Consider the following 13,353-nt stretch of genomic DNA (forward strand, 5'->3'; position numbering starts at 1 on the left):
CGGATAATCAGAATGCGCCCTGCGCGTCGCCTTTCGACGCCGCGCCGCGCGCGACGAAGTGTCCGGCGCGCTCGCCCGTTACTTCGCCGTTGCGGTAAGTCAGCACGCCGTTCACCCATACTGCGTCGATGCCGTCGGCCGCCTGTTGCGGCTTTTCGAACGTCGCCGCGTCGCGCACTTTCGCCGGGTCGAACAGCACGAGGTCGGCGTGATAGCCGATATGCACCTCGCCACGTTGCGCAAGGCCGAAGCGCCGCGCCGACAGACTCGTCATCTTGCGCACCGCTTCTTCGAGCGGCAGCAAACCGGCGTCGCGCGCGTAATGGCCGAGCACGCGCGGAAACGCGCCCCACAAGCGCGGATGCGGCAGCGGATCGTTCGGCAAGCCGTCCGAGCCGACCATTGTCGCGGGATGCGACAGGATGCGCCGCACGTCTTCCTCGGACATGTTGTGATAGACGGCGCCCGCGGGTTGCAGGCGCTTGCCCGCTTCCTGCTGCGTGACGCCCCACTCGGCCGCAATCTCTTTGACGAGCTTGCCGGCCATTTCCGGATGCGGTTCCGACCACGTAATCGTGATGTCGATGTCGCCGGTGACCTGCTTCAGGTCGAGCGTCGACGAACTGCGGTTGTACGGATAGCAATCGCAACCGATAGGCTGCATGCGTCGCGCGCCTTCGAGCGAGTTCAGCACTTCGGTGCTGCGTCCCCAGTTCGACGGCCCCGCGCATTTCAGATGCGAGATGATCACCGGCACGTGCGCGTGACGGCCCACGCGATACGCCTCGTCCATGGCGTCGAGAATCGCGTCGAACTCCGTGCGCATATGCGTGGTGTACAGCGCGCCGGCGGCGGCAAGCGGTTCGGCAAGCGCCATGACTTCTTCGGTCGGTGCGGCGAACGCGGAGCCGTAGGCGAGTCCCGAACTCAGCCCGAGCGCGCCGTTGGCCAGCGCTCCTTCGAGTTGAGCGCGCATGCCTTCGATCTCTTGCGGCGTGGCCGCGCGGTCGAGCCGGTCCATCTGGTTGTTGCGCAACGCGGTGTGCCCGATCAGCGCGCCGACATTCACTGCCGGACGCGCCGCGTTCACGGCTTTCACGTAGTCCGCGAAGCTCGGGTACTGGAACGCGTCGCGCTCGCCGAGCAGATTCATCGGGTCGGGTGGATCGCCCTTCAGCGCAACCGGCGACGCGCTAATGCCGCAATTGCCGACGATCACCGTCGTCACGCCTTGCGTGATCTTCGGCAGCATTTGCGGCGAGCGGATCACGTGCGTGTCGTCGTGCGTATGAACGTCGATGAAACCCGGCGCCAGTGCCCGGCCTTCGGCCTCGATCACTTCTTCGGCGAGCCAGTTCGACAGATTGCCGATCGCGACGATGCGCCCGTCGCGGACCGCGACGTCGCGCTCGACAGGCGGCGCGCCTGTGCCGTCATACAGTTGCGCGCCGACGATCAGCGTGTCGGCGGCTTCGGGATGCGAGTGCATGAATCAGTCTCCTAACGGTTGTCGATCGCCGCCGCCGCGGTGCGTGTCGAGCGCGTGCTTCATGCGGCGTAGCAATTCGCGGCTCTCGTCACCCTGGCTGACGGCAAGTTCGGTGACGAGCACATCGAGTGCCATCATCATTGCGTAACGCGACGACGACGGCTTGTAAATGAAGTCTGTCTCAAACGCGACGATCGGGATGACCCAGTCGGCCAGCTTCGCCAGCGGCGATGCCGGGGCGGTCAGTGCGATCACCGTTGCGCCATAGCTGCGCGCGATTTTGCAGTTCTCCACCATCTCCGGCACGCGGCCCGTGGTGGACAGCGCGATCACGACGCTGTCGCGCGACACAGTGCTCGCGACCATGCGCTGCAACAAGCCGTCCTGATAAGTGGCCGCGGGCCGGCCCAACCGCACCAGTCTAAAACGCATTTCGTCGGCGAGCGCGGTCGAGCCGCCGCCCATGCCGAACACATAGATCATGCGCGCGGCCCGCAGCGCTGCTGCGGCATCCCCAAGCGGCGCCTGGCGCAACAGTTGATGATTGTGCGCGAGCGCTGTCTGCAGTTCGTCGAACACGCGGGTTGCGATGTGCTCGGGCGCGTCGTTCGCGGTTCCCGGCTGCAAGAAGCGCTGACCCACCGCGGCCGCCTGCGCGAGCCGCAGCTTCAACTCGCGGACGTCGCGGCAGCCCACCGCCTTGGCAAACCGCGTGACTGTCGCGACGCTCACCTGCGCCTGCTGCGCGAGCGCGCCGATGCTGGCGCGGGATGCGCTCATCAGATCGTCGAGGATCAGCGAGGCGACCTTGCGTTCAGCCGAACGCAACCCCGGCGCGCATTCGGCGATGCGCGCGACGATGTCGAATGCCAGCGGTTCGGCGGTTGAGTTCATTGCAGCCCGGGGATCACCGCGCCAAGGCTCGCAATGGCTGCAGGTAAATCACAGCGCGAGTGCGGGTCTGGCTTGGTACTAAATAACATTTCTTCGCCCATCGTACTTTCGGTAACATGTTAAAGTCAACTTCGATTCAATTTAACCGGACGATGGAGCAGGAGACATGAAAGTTACAAACTATCAGGGCGCCACGATTGATCCTTATAGCAAGGGCTTGGGCATGGTTCCGGGCGCCAGCATCCAGCTCACAGATGCTGCGCGTCTCGAGTGGAATCTGCTGAACGAAGACGTGAGCCTGCCCGCCGCTGTGCTTTACGCCGATCGCGTCGAGCACAATTTGAACTGGATGCAGGCGTTCGTTGCCGAATACGGCGTCAAGCTCGCGCCGCACGGCAAGACGACCATGGCGCCGCAACTGTTCCGCCGTCAGCTGGAAACCGGCGCGTGGGGCATCACGCTCGCCACCGCGCATCAGGTTCGCGCGGCTTATCACGGTGGCGTCTCGCGCGTGCTGATGGCGAATCAGCTGGTGGGCCGCCGCAACATGATGATGGTCGCCGAGCTGCTGAGCGACCCGGACTTCGAGTTCTTTTGCCTTGTCGATTCAGTTGATGGCGTCGAGCAGTTGGGGCAGTTCTTCACGTCGGTGAAAAAGCCATTGCAAGTGCTGCTCGAACTCGGCGTCGTGGGCGGCCGCACTGGCGTTCGCGACGAAGCGCAGCGCAACGCGGTGCTTGAAGCAATCGCGCGTTATCCCGACGTGCTCAAGCTCGCCGGCGTTGAGCTATACGAAGGCGTGCTGAAGGAAGAACACGAAGTCCGCGAGTTTCTGCAAAGCGCGGGCGCGGTCACACGCGCGCTCCTCGACGAAGGACGTTTCGATCGCACGCCGGCTATCCTGTCGGGCGCGGGTTCCGCATGGTACGACGTGGTCGCCGAGGAATTCGTGAAGGCGTCGGAAACCGGGAAGGTCGAGGTCGTGCTGCGTCCCGGCTGCTATCTGACACATGACGTCGGCATTTACCGCAAGGCGCAGACGGATATCTTCGCGCGCAATCCGGTCGCGAAAAAGATGGGCGAAGGCTTGCTGCCTGCTTTGCAATTGTGGGCCTATGTGCAGTCGATTCCCGAACCGGATCGCGCAATCATCGGTTTAGGCAAGCGTGACTCCGCGTTCGACGCGGGCCTGCCCGAACCGGCCCGCCATTATCGGCCGGGCAATCCGGCGCCGCGCGACATAGCGGCGAGCGAAGGCTGGGAGGTTTTCGGCCTGATGGATCAGCACGCGTACTTGCGGATTCCCGCGGGCGCCGATGTGAAAGTCGGTGACATGATCGCGTTCGACATCTCGCACCCGTGCCTGACTTTTGATAAGTGGCGCCAGGTGCTGGTGCTCGACTCCGCTTATCGCGTCACCGAGGTGATCGAAACCTTCTTCTGATTGTTCTGGTGTTTCGCGAGCGGCGAGCGGCGTTGGGTTGGGACGCGCCGCTTGTGCTCTTAACGCCCTGCTCGCTGCGTCAATCGACAACCGTCAAGCACGTTGCTTCACGGGCGGTTGGCTGTCGTCAGCAGTGACGTCGCCGGCTGTTTCTCCGGCGTTCGTCGTGGACACCACTTCGCCAATTCTCGCCTCCAGCATTTTCAGCGCGCCGGACAGCGCGTTCAGCGCATCGTCCGGCAGCGCGGCCATTGTGTCGTGCAAAAAGGCGTTGCGGCGCGGCAAGCTCGCTTCGGTTGCGGACAGGCCCGCTTCGGTCAGGCGTACGTTGGTCACGCGGTTATCGCGCGAGTCCATGCTGCGCGCAATCCAGCCCAATCCTTCGAGCGCTTTTAACTGGCGGGTCAATGCGCCAGGATCGACTCGCAAGCGCTCCACAAGCCTCTTCTGCGACGACTCGCCCGCCTGCTCATGCAGCGCGAGCATGATGCGCCAGCGCGGCAGCGGGTGGCCGACTTGCGCCTCGAACGCCGACATGAACGTACGGTACGTGCGTCCAAATTGCTGCATGACGGCTATGCGGTCCTGTTCTTCCATGATGGTTCAGTGAAACTCAAAAGCTGAAATCAGTCGGCGTGAATCACCGGCTCCAGCTTGCGCTGAAGCTTGATCGGCGGAACACGGCGACTTTGCCATACCGACACCACGGCGATGATTGCCGCCATCGCCAAACCTAAATGAATTGCGGCGACGAGCGTTTCGCGCGCGCTTTCCAGAAGCATGGCGCCGTTATGCCCGGCTTGTGCGAGTTCGCTCAGCAAGCGTGCCTGTGCTTCGTGATTGATCAGAATCTGTGGATCGCCCAGGTCCGTGAACCATTGCGATGCGCGCTCGCTGTCGAGCGCGCTGCGCACGCCGCTCGCGTACATATGGCTGACCAGCGTGCCGGTGAGTGCCGTACCGATCATGCCGCCGATCATCCGCAGCGATTGCAGTAGCGCCGTTGCAATGCCGAGATGCTCGCGACCGGCCGTCTGCTGCGCGAAGATCGTCAGGTTCGGCATAACAAAACCGAGGCCGAGCCCGCCGAGCACCATGAACGACATGAGTAGCCACTGCGGCATGGAACGCGTTGCGATGACCACGCCCAGACACGCGAGCGCGAGCAGCGCGAAGCCGACATACAGCATCAGATTCGGATTGCGCACGCGCGAAATGACGCGCCCGTTGGCAATGCTGCCGATCGTAATGAACACGACGAGTGGCGTGATGACGAGGCCCGCTTCCTTCGGCGACATGCCAAAGCCGCCCTGGAACAGCAGCGGCGCGTAGAAGAGCAGCGAGAACATCGTGAAGCCGCCGAGCACCGCCAATGTAAATAGCGCGGCGAGACTCGGATTGCGGAACATGTCGACGGGAAGGATTGCCGTTGGGCAGCGTTTCTCCCATTGCCACAGTGCATACGCCGAGGCGATGCTCAGCACGAGCAACGCGCATGCGCTCAATGTGAGCCCATGCTTCGGCAGCAATTCGACGAACAGTTGCAGCGAGCCGAGCGCCACCGCGATCAGCACGGCGCCGGGCCAGTCGAGCCGCATCTTGCCTTCATGCTCCACATGTCGCAGATGCGGCAGGAAACGCCACACGAAGAACAGCGACAGCAGGCCGACCGGCAGATTTACGTAGAACACAGAGCGCCAACCGTAGTACTGCGTCAGGAAGCCGCCAAGCGATGGGCCGATTGCATTGGCAATGCCGAATGCCGAACTCATCAGCACCTGCCAGCGCAGACGCACGACGGAGTCCGGAAAGAGGTCGGCGATACACGCGAAGGCGGTGCCGACCAGCATGCCGCCGCCTATGCCCTGCAAGCCGCGAGCGAGCACGAGAAACAGCATGTTGTTCGCGACGCCGCACAACACGGACGCGCCGGTGAACACGATGATCGACGCGATCACGAAGGGCTTGCGTCCGTAATAGTCGCCGAGGCGCCCGAAAATCGGCACGGTGATCACCGACGTGAGCAGATACGACGTCGCGACCCACGCGTAAAGCTCGAAACCCTTGAGTTCGGCGACGATCGTAGGCAGCGCGGTGCCGACCACAGTCTGGTCGAGCGCGACCAGCATGGTGACAAACGAGATGCCGAGCATCGCCAGAAGCGATTCCCGGAACGGTAAGACTTGCCCACTCGAATGGTGGGCTGCGGTGTGAACGGCCATTTTTGATGGAGCAACAGTTGACTCGTCAAACGATTGGGAATCATACCATGCGTTCGCGCTCTAAGCAGGACGATCCGGCGCGCCAGGCGGCGCCCCGGATCGACTGAAAAACGCACATTAAACGACGCCAGGGAGGCACATGCAGCCGAGTTCGCTCGCAACACAATCGTTGTCCGACGAGGACCTCCGCGCGCTGCGGCGCGCGAAACACGAACTGGAAAGTCCAGCGCTGGCAATGAAACTGGCAAGCATCGTCGGGGCGCCACTGGAGAAGCTGATTTCGCGCATGCCGGCGTTTGCGAACGAAAAGGTCACGGACGCGACCGAACTGGCGTTGCGCAAATGTCTGTCGATTGCGATGCGCACTCTCGGCCGGCGCGACAGCGCATCGCCCTTGCTTGTACCGGACAAACCGAGCAACTTGCTGCACAAGTTCGCGGTCGCTACGACCGGCGCAGCGGGCGGCGCATTCGGCCTCTTTGCGCTACCCGTCGAGTTGCCCGTGACCACCACGCTGATGTTCCGCTCGATCTGCGATATTGCGCGCAGCGAGGGCGAGGATCTGACGGCAGTCGACACCCAACTGCAGTGTTTGACCGTATTGGGCATGGGCGGCACATCCGCTTCGGACGACGACGCCGACTTCGGCTACTTCATCATGCGCGGCGCGCTGGCGCAGGCGGTGTCGAAAGCGTCGTCCGAAATGGCAACGAAAGGATTCACCGCACACGGCTCGGCCGCATTGCTGCGCCTGCTGCACTCGATCGCCGCTCGCTTCTCGGTGCAGGTGAGCGAACAGATCGCCGCGAAGTCCATTCCGGCGATCGGCGCGGTGCTCGGCGCGATGGTCAACACCGTGTTTATCGACCACTTCCAGCAGGTCGCACATGGCCATTTCACCGTGCGGCGGCTCGAACGGCAGTACGGCGAGCAGACGGTGAAGGCCGCCTATCAGACTATCGACGTCGCCCTGTATACCTGAGCCGCATTGGCCGCGCGGCTCGTCACGCGTCCAACGAAGGCCGCCGCGCGATCGAGCGCCCGGTTCGCCTCGGGGATGAACGGCGCGAAGATCGGCCACACATGCGGCATCTTCTTCCACACCTCGAGTTCACAATCGACGCCGGCCGCGCGCGCGTTAGCGGCCACGCGCCGCGAATCGTCGAGCAGCACCTCGGTGCTGCCCGCCATCATGAAGAGCGGCGGCAAGCCGCGCAGGTCCGCATAAACCGGCGACGCATACGGATGCGTGGCAGGCATATCGCCCAGATAGACTTTCGCTGCTTTCGCAATTGCCGGTCCGCTGAACATGGGATCGGCGCCGTCGTTGTCGACAATGCTGGCGCCTGTTGCCGCGAGGTCGGTCCACGGTGAGAACAGCACGGCGCCTGCGGGCAGCGGATCGCCCGCGTCGCGCAGTGCGACCAGCGTAGCGAGCGCAAGACCGCCGCCTGCTGAATCGCCGGCAATCACAATCGATTCGGGTGCCGTGCCTTCGGCAATCAGGTGACGATAGGCGGCAGTGGCATCGTCGAGTGCGGCCGGAAAGCGATGTTCAGGCGCGAGGCGGTAGTCGAGCGAAAAGACCGGCGCGTTTGCGCGGGTTGCGAGGCCGAAGACGATCGAGCGATGGGTGCGCGGCGAGCAGAAGTAATAGCCGCCGCCGTGGAGATACAGCACCGTGGGTCGCGCGCCAATTGCGGGCTCACCCGAGCGCTCGATCCATTCGCCACGCAGCGGTTTGCCGTCCGCACCGTCCAGTTCCCGAAGACGCCAGCCACGGGGCACGTCCGGCGACCAGGCTCGCTTCGCGGTCAATGCGCGCGCTTTCTCGACATCGATATGCGGCTTCAGGGTTTGAGGGCGAAACTGCCTGCGCAAAAACCAGCACGCGACTACGCTTTGCCAACTCATTGGGACATCCTCCCTGGGAAATGTCCCACCATGGTACGTGCGTGGCCGCCATGCCGGTGGACGGCGGCTTCTAATTTTGCTGAAGACCGCGACGACGCGTTGGCGACGCGCCGCTTCAGGGATTCTCTGACCTAGTTGGCGGGCATGACTTGCCCGCGGATTTCACCCGTCGGATTTTGCGCGGTATGAATGTTGAAGTACCACTGGCCCGCCATCAGATCGGTTACCTGCTGCTCGGTGAGGGCGGCAGACCCTTTCATTGGACTTGCGAGCGCGCCTTTGTCGATCGGCACCTGGACTTTTGCATTTTGTCCGACCGGCGCCGGGCCATGAAAATGCGCGGCAGTTACCGGGCCGCTGAGGCCCTCGTAGCTGACAGTCCATTGCAGGGATTTCGTCGACGTATCGAACGTTGCGTTCAGCGTGCCATGTCCGTGACTTACACGCGGCGGCACTTCGCTTGAAGGCTCGAGAGCCGCTTTTAGCGCGACCGTGTCCGCGAACGCGACACCCGCCGTTAGGGCCCACAACACCACAGCCAGGTTGAGTTTTTTTAGCGTAATCATGGTCTTCTCCGACTAGATGCGCCGCCGCGCCGACACCTCGGCCGCGCGCGAAGCCATCACATACTAGTGCAAATCTTCGAAAGACGTTCATGGCGGACGACGCGCCGGTCTGCGCGTCTAATCGCGCCGTTGATTTCGCTTGTAACGATTTCCCAAACAATTATTTGCAGATTCTGCACTGAATCATCCGCGTTTTCCCGAGTATGCTTTGGGCTCGCGAGAAGTGACTCCTTCATCGAGGGATGTCTCCAAATCTTTAACGCGGCTTCGGCCGCGTTTTTTTTCGTCCGTCGATTGCGGTGCGGTTGCGAGCAGCACTGCTTTGGGCGTCGATCCGGCTAATGGCCGCGCTCAGGCGAGCAATGCCGCCTGGTGTTCGATGCCGTCAAGCATCGCGTTGCATTTGTCGATCACCGCGAGTCCGTTATGGCGCACGCGCTCGGGCGCGCCCGAGATATCGCGGCGATATTCGTCGAGCACGCTGATGAGCGGCGGGTATTGCAGTACGCTCGCCGCGCCTGCTACCCGGTGAAGCCACTCGCGCACGCGCAACGTGTCCGCGTCTTCCAGCAACAACGACAGTGCCTGAATGTCTTCGCGTACTGAAGAAACGAACGAATCGAGCAACGCCTTGACCGTCGATTCACTGCCCCACAATTGCGTCATCTGATTCAGGTCGACCGGAACGAAGGCCGAGGCGCCCGCGGCCGACGAGTCTGTCGGCTCCTGGATATCAGCGTTATCTGCGGGTGCCGCCTGCCAGGCGCTGTCAGTGCCGAACCAGCGGCTCAGGTATTCACGCAACGTCGCGAGGCGCGTCGGCTTGACCAGATTGTCGTCCATGCCTGCCTCGCGGCAGAGGCTCAGATCTTCAGGCGCCGTATTGGCGGTGATACCCAGAATCGGCAGACGGTCTGAGCGGCCTTGCTCGCGCTCGCGCTCACGGATACGCCGCGTCAATTCATAGCCAGATACGTTGGGCATATGGCAGTCCGTGATCAGACATCCGTAACTGGTGTGTTCGAGCGCGGCTAGCGCTTCGGCGCCGTCGTTCGCGACGTCGCACGCAAAACCGAGCAGCGCCAGTTGATGGCGAATGAGTTCCTGATTCACCGGATGATCTTCAGCGACGAGAATCAGGCGGCCGCTCGCGATCGCCCGCTCCCGGTCCGGCGGCGCGGTGATGCTTTCATGCGTGCGCGGCAGGCTGACCGACAGCGCCGGCGCGGACTGAAGGCCCGTCATGGCCGCAGCACACGCAGCACCGAGTCCGCGCCACGATATCGGATTGATGCTCAGGCGAACGTTGTCTTCGAGAATGCGGTAACCGGTAGGCTTCGGCTTTTCGGTGAGGGATATCACACGGACCTTGCCTGTGACGTTGGCGGGCAGCACCACGTCCTCGCTCACGAACAGCAGATCCACGCCGCTTAGCGCGGCGCGGCAACGTAACTGCGCAAAGTCGGCCGAAACCCGGCGCAGCTCCAATCCCAGCGCTTTTCCGAAGTCGACGAGAGCCTGACCGACTCGTGCGTCGTTAGTCGCCACGAGACAGCGCTTGCCGCGCAAACCACTCACTGAATAACGCTGCGTCTCGACGGGCATGCTGAGCCGCACCGTCATGCGCGTGCCGCGGTTCAGTTCGCTGTCGAGCGTGAGCGAGCCGTTCATCAGTTCGATCAACTTGCGGCAGATGGTGAGGCCAAGGCCCGTACCGCCGAAGCGGCGCGTGGTGGACGACTCCGCCTGCACGAACGGCTCGAACAGTTTCGCCTGCACGTCCGCCGCTATGCCGATGCCGGTGTCCTCGACGACCATCTCGATTGTCTGAACGTCGCCCGTTTGCGCGAGCAACGCCACGCTCACATCTACCTGACCTTCGGGAGTGAATTTGATCGCATTGCCGAGCAGATTGAACAGGACCTGACGCAATCTCACGCTGTCGCCTCGCAGCGTGGCCGCCACGTCCGATCCAATATTCACCCTCACTTTCAGGCCCTTCTCATGCGCGCGGCCCGCTAGCAAGCCGACCGCGTTGTCGACCAGTTCGCGCAGGTCGATAGGCTCTGCTTCGATGGTCAACCGTCCCGCGTCGATTTTCGAGTAATCGAGCAGGTCGTCGAGAATTTGCAGCAGCGCGCCCGCCGACTCGTGGATCATGCCGAGCATTTCGCCCTGATCCGCGTTGAGCGGCGTGCGCTCGAGCACTTCCACAAGCCCGAGTACACCGTTCATAGGGGTGCGGATTTCGTGGCTCATCATTGCGAAGAAGTCGTCTTTCGCACGCGACGCCGCTTCAGCCGCATCTCGCGCGCGGGCAAGTTCTTCGGCGCGCGCATGCTCGATGCTCGCGTCGACCCAGTAGCCGCTCCAAACGACACTTGCGTCCGCCTCGCGACGCGGCACGAGTTGCGCTCGCGCCCACTTCACGTTCGAATGGCAGCGCATGCGGAATTCGATCAGTACCGGCGTTTCAAGACGAGCCGAGCGCTCGAGTTCCGCAATGACGAACGAACGGTCTTGCTCGTGGATACGGTCGAAGTCGACATGATCGCGGCTGCCTGCGACCCCGTTGCCGTGTCCGAGCAAAAGCTTCGCGTCCCCACCGATGTAAGGAAACGAATAAGCACCGTCTGAGGTGCGGCGCAGTTGGAACACCACGGCCGGCAAGGAGCGCGTGACGTCGAAGAGCCTTCGCTCGGTGTCGCGCGCACGCATCTCGGCACGCCGTATGTTGGTGATGTCGACCATGGTGCCGAGTACGCAAACCGGCTCTCCGTCGTTGCCGCGGCAGATGCTCGTCCAGAAAAGCCCGTGACGCACATCTCCGGCACGGGACTCGAACTGCAGCTCGACCTGGGCCATGTCGCCGCCTCGCAGCAGGTCGCGGGTCATATCGGCGAGTACCCGGCTGTTGGCCTCCCCCCATGTGTGAACCTCCATCGTGCTGCGTCCGATAACCGCCTCGCGGCTTAGCCCGCACGCTCGCTCATACGCGCCATTGACTGCGATATAGCGGCCTTGCAGATCCTGGGCGACCAGCGGATAGGGCACCATCTTCATCATCGTTTCCTGGAAATTCAGCTGCAGCGCGAGTTCGCGCTCGGTCTCCTTGCGGCGCCTGACTTCGCGTTGCAAAAGCAGATAGGCGCGCAATGTAACGAGCAGGACCGAGGCGATGCCGATCAGCACAGGTAGCAGGCGCACCGCGGAAACGCTCCATGTACCGCCTGCCGGCGTGTCGCCGGTCACCCATTTCTGCCGGATGCGCTGCTTTTCCGCTGGCGGCATTGCTAGCAACGCGCGGTCGATCAGATCGGCGAGCAGACCCAGGTCCGGACGCACAGCGAAGTCGAGGGCGTCGGATTTGCCCACTGTGCCGACGACCTTCAGCACACCGGCGTATTGCCGCTTGAGCACAATGTCGACGGCTGCCACGTTTTCCACGACGACATCTGCTTCCCCGGAAGCAACCATGCGCAGCGCGTCGTCAAGGCTTGGAACGATGGCCAGGTGATCTTTCGGAATGCGCTGGAATGCGAGCGGGTCGACCCCGGCAATGTGTGACGACACCACGACCCGCCGCGCGGCGAAATCGTTGAGTGAGCGGGCGGCCGGCTCGTCGTCGCGACCCACCATTACCAGTGGATAGCTTTCGTACGCACGGGTATGACGTGCCTTCTGGAGACGCGGGTCGTTACTCGAGCCCGTGGTGAGAATCGCCAGTTCACCGCGCTGGAACGCGTCGATCGCGGATGGCCAGTCGGGCTGCCGCGCGCGGTTGAACACGACGCCCAGCGTGCGGCTCAGGTATGCGAGGTAGTCGGCGGTCACGCCGGCAGGACGCCCCGACGCGTCGACATAGCTGAATGGCGGCCAGTTGTTGTCGAAGCCCACCTGTAACGGCGGAAGCGAACGAAGCCACGCCTGCTCCTGCTGCGTCAATTCGAGACGGGATGTGGCAGGCTCCGGCTTTGCATCGAAACTGCCTGAGAGCCAGCGGACCCGAATCGCCGTGTCGTCGGTCTGGTTCATCGAGGCTAACGCGCGGTCCAGCCGGTCACGCAACGCCACCTGACTACGCGGCACGCCAAAGCGCAGTTCAGCGGAGCGAGTGCTTTCCTCAAATGCAACGCGCAGACTGTGGAACTCTTCTGTTGCGAGCGCATATTCGACGACTGGTGTGAAACCCATATATGCGTCCGCGTCGCCATCGGCGACGGCAGCGAGCGCCGCGTGCGTTGATGTGAACACGCTAATGCGGGCGCGCGGGAAGCGCTCGCGCAACGAGCGCTCAAGCGCAAAGCCCTTCTCTATTGCAATGGACGCGCCTGCAAGACGCGCCGGTCCTTCGTATATGTCGCCGTCCCTGCGTACAACCGTTGAGGTGGACGCTCGAAAATACGGCGCGGTGAAACTGACACAGCGCTCCCGCTCCGGCGTCCGCGCGAGACTCATCAACAGATCGACGTTGCCCGCGCAGGCGGCGGCAAGTAGCTGCGGCATGTCGGGATATGGCTTCGCTTCGATCGCAACAGCCGGCCCAACCAGTGCACGCAGATAGTCGATGCTCAGTCCTGTGAGTTGCCCGTTTTGCAGCGCGTCGAACGGCAACCAGCTATTCGCAAGTACGCCGACGGTCAGCTTCTCTGGGAAGGCACTAACGACCCGGTTGGCACCGGACTCCACGAAAGCGTGGCCGGCAGCCGCCACTTGAGCCGCGGCCAATAAGGAGAGCCCTGCCAGCACGCACACCGACACGCGCCGCCGCACGCGCGCTATCGCAGCGCGTTGGAACCGTGTGGCAAAGAATGAGAAAAACGT

The 13,353-nt window shown here is 63.0% G+C and carries 9 protein-coding genes; 2 read left to right on the forward strand and 7 right to left on the reverse strand.

All coding sequences use genetic code 11. The features are described 5' to 3' along the window. Window positions 1-7: 7 nt before the first annotated feature. A complete protein-coding gene (locus ACTJLB_RS00290) occupies window positions 8-1,489 on the reverse strand; it encodes an N-acyl-D-amino-acid deacylase family protein (protein WP_440782092.1) in 1,482 nt (493 codons plus the stop codon). A gap of 3 nt (window positions 1,490-1,492) precedes the next feature. After that, entirely contained in the window at window positions 1,493-2,383 is an 891-nt protein-coding gene (locus ACTJLB_RS00295; protein WP_204522763.1) for a MurR/RpiR family transcriptional regulator, read from the reverse strand. Window positions 2,384-2,549: 166 nt separating this feature from the next. On the opposite strand from ACTJLB_RS00295, the gene ACTJLB_RS00300 reads away from it, so the two are divergent. Next, complete coding sequence (locus tag ACTJLB_RS00300) at window positions 2,550-3,827, forward strand: amino acid deaminase (protein ID WP_440782093.1); 1,278 nt, start codon at window positions 2,550-2,552, stop codon at window positions 3,825-3,827. Window positions 3,828-3,920: 93 nt separating this feature from the next. Here ACTJLB_RS00300 and ACTJLB_RS00305 read toward each other — a convergent pair whose 3' ends face one another. Further along, entirely contained in the window at window positions 3,921-4,424 is a 504-nt protein-coding gene (locus ACTJLB_RS00305) for a MarR family winged helix-turn-helix transcriptional regulator (protein WP_440782094.1), read from the reverse strand. A 29-nt stretch (window positions 4,425-4,453) separates the two neighbouring features. Beyond that, a complete protein-coding gene (locus tag ACTJLB_RS00310; protein WP_440782095.1) occupies window positions 4,454-6,049 on the reverse strand; it encodes an MDR family MFS transporter in 1,596 nt (531 codons plus the stop codon). Window positions 6,050-6,188: 139 nt separating this feature from the next. Between ACTJLB_RS00310 and ACTJLB_RS00315 the strand changes: the two genes are divergently transcribed. Next, window positions 6,189-7,031, forward strand: a complete 843-nt coding sequence (locus ACTJLB_RS00315; RefSeq protein ID WP_440782096.1) for an EcsC family protein — start codon at window positions 6,189-6,191, stop codon at window positions 7,029-7,031. Here the strand turns inward: ACTJLB_RS00315 and ACTJLB_RS00320 are convergent. The 3 genes from ACTJLB_RS00320 to ACTJLB_RS00330 form a co-directional block, all read right to left on the reverse strand. Continuing rightward, window positions 7,001-7,963: an alpha/beta hydrolase gene (locus tag ACTJLB_RS00320; RefSeq protein WP_440782097.1), complete on the reverse strand. Its 963-nt coding sequence runs from the start codon at window positions 7,961-7,963 to the stop codon at window positions 7,001-7,003. The genes ACTJLB_RS00315 and ACTJLB_RS00320 overlap by 31 nt on opposite strands. A gap of 131 nt (window positions 7,964-8,094) precedes the next feature. After that, a complete protein-coding gene (locus tag ACTJLB_RS00325) occupies window positions 8,095-8,529 on the reverse strand; it encodes a CHRD domain-containing protein (RefSeq protein ID WP_087754746.1) in 435 nt (144 codons plus the stop codon). A 351-nt stretch (window positions 8,530-8,880) separates the two neighbouring features. Next, window positions 8,881-13,311, reverse strand: a complete 4,431-nt coding sequence (locus ACTJLB_RS00330; protein ID WP_440782495.1) for an ATP-binding protein — start codon at window positions 13,309-13,311, stop codon at window positions 8,881-8,883. Window positions 13,312-13,353: the final 42 nt, after the last annotated feature.

Origin of the sequence: Paraburkholderia sp. 22098, assembly GCF_052045935.1 — a bacterium.
Taxonomy (GTDB): domain Bacteria; phylum Pseudomonadota; class Gammaproteobacteria; order Burkholderiales; family Burkholderiaceae; genus Paraburkholderia; species Paraburkholderia caledonica.

Coding starts and splice junctions, on each gene's coding strand:
- ACTJLB_RS00290 (WP_440782092.1), bottom strand. CDS start 1,489: ATGCACTCGCATCCCGAAGCCGCCGACACGCTGATCGTCGGCGCGCAA.
- ACTJLB_RS00295 (WP_204522763.1), bottom strand. CDS start 2,383: ATGAACTCAACCGCCGAACCGCTGGCATTCGACATCGTCGCGCGCATC.
- ACTJLB_RS00325 (WP_087754746.1), bottom strand. CDS start 8,529: ATGATTACGCTAAAAAAACTCAACCTGGCTGTGGTGTTGTGGGCCCTA.
- ACTJLB_RS00320 (WP_440782097.1), bottom strand. CDS start 7,963: ATGAGTTGGCAAAGCGTAGTCGCGTGCTGGTTTTTGCGCAGGCAGTTT.
- ACTJLB_RS00315 (WP_440782096.1), top strand. CDS start 6,189: ATGCAGCCGAGTTCGCTCGCAACACAATCGTTGTCCGACGAGGACCTC.
- ACTJLB_RS00305 (WP_440782094.1), bottom strand. CDS start 4,424: ATGGAAGAACAGGACCGCATAGCCGTCATGCAGCAATTTGGACGCACG.
- ACTJLB_RS00300 (WP_440782093.1), top strand. CDS start 2,550: ATGAAAGTTACAAACTATCAGGGCGCCACGATTGATCCTTATAGCAAG.
- ACTJLB_RS00310 (WP_440782095.1), bottom strand. CDS start 6,049: ATGGCCGTTCACACCGCAGCCCACCATTCGAGTGGGCAAGTCTTACCG.